Annotated in this window: 2 protein-coding genes; both read left to right on the top strand. The window is 43.6% G+C overall.

The features are described from left to right. The first annotated feature begins 198 nt into the window (after positions 1-198). On the top strand, positions 199-489 hold the full coding sequence (locus F0261_RS19735; RefSeq protein WP_171338734.1) for a hypothetical protein: 291 nt from the start codon (positions 199-201) through the stop codon (positions 487-489). 302 nt (positions 490-791) lie between these two features. Beyond that, positions 792-1,037 (top strand): hypothetical protein (locus F0261_RS19730; protein WP_216600888.1); only part of this gene is annotated, 246 nt, incomplete at its 3' end.

Genomic DNA, 1,037 nt, shown 5'->3' with positions numbered 1-1,037 from the left:
CGATTAGAGCAATGGTACTTCAAAAATGGTTTTTCTGTCGTAAATGGTCAAATCATAAAGGTCTTATCGTGAACGCACCTAACAACTCAATAAACTCACTCACTGCGTTCGCTGGGACGCATACACGCAGGGCGGCTTTGCCATTATGCCCTACGTGCATGCGCCCGTTATTGAAAAGTTATACGCAAAAGGAAACCTGTGAGTAAAAAGGAATTTATTGGGCTTGTTGTATTAGTTTGCTTACTCAACTTTTTACTTCATATTTGGTATGTAGGTAATGCAGGCGATTTCATTGCAAATTATGTTGGTTATCCAATAAGCGTTTTCATCATTCCTATTTTCATATCACAATTGCTCCCTTGTATTGCTCTTTCAGCTAGCTCAAAGTCTCTGGCGCTAAAACAAAAACTGCAGTTATTTGGCATTCCTTGCTTTGTTTCGGTATGTTTAGTTTGTGGCTTTTACTTAGTAATGCAATATGGCGGTTGATTTTGGCTATTGCGTATAACAAACAAATTATGTCACTCGCTGCCGCTCGCTGGGACGCTAACACATGGGCTGCGTCACTTCGTTCCTAATTTTAGCCCATGTGTTAGCGCCCCTTAGTGGGGGGTTATAAGGCGTCAGCCTAAACTGCGTTTGGCTTTATGAAAATCCCAGTAAAACTACCCTCACCTGTTTTCATTTGCATCGCGCTGGCTTGTGATAGGTTTAAATCCGCCGCTTTCAATTCAAAGGTTGCGCATTAGGCGCTTTATCGACAAATTCTTATTTACCGCCAGTAAGCGCCAATGCGTTTGCTAGTTCAAGTGGCGGCTTGCTCCCGTCAAATCAAAACCATCACTGCACAGTCGTTCTACTTGTTTGTGCTAACAATCAATCGTATGCTGGCTTCAACAGTTTTTAAAAAGACCAAAGGAACTGGCTTTGCTTATAACAAGGCGCTTAAGACCACTCCCTTCGGTCGCTCGGACGCATTTACGCGGGGCGGCTTCGCCATTATGCCCCACGCAACTGCGCCGCTTAGCTTAATGTTA

The organism is Alteromonas sp. 07-89-2 (genome assembly GCF_013113925.1).
GTDB lineage: Bacteria > Pseudomonadota > Gammaproteobacteria > Enterobacterales > Alteromonadaceae > Alteromonas > Alteromonas macleodii.
The sequence above is the reverse complement of the archived record's forward strand: the minus strand, read 5'-3'. Positions and strand labels throughout refer to the sequence as shown.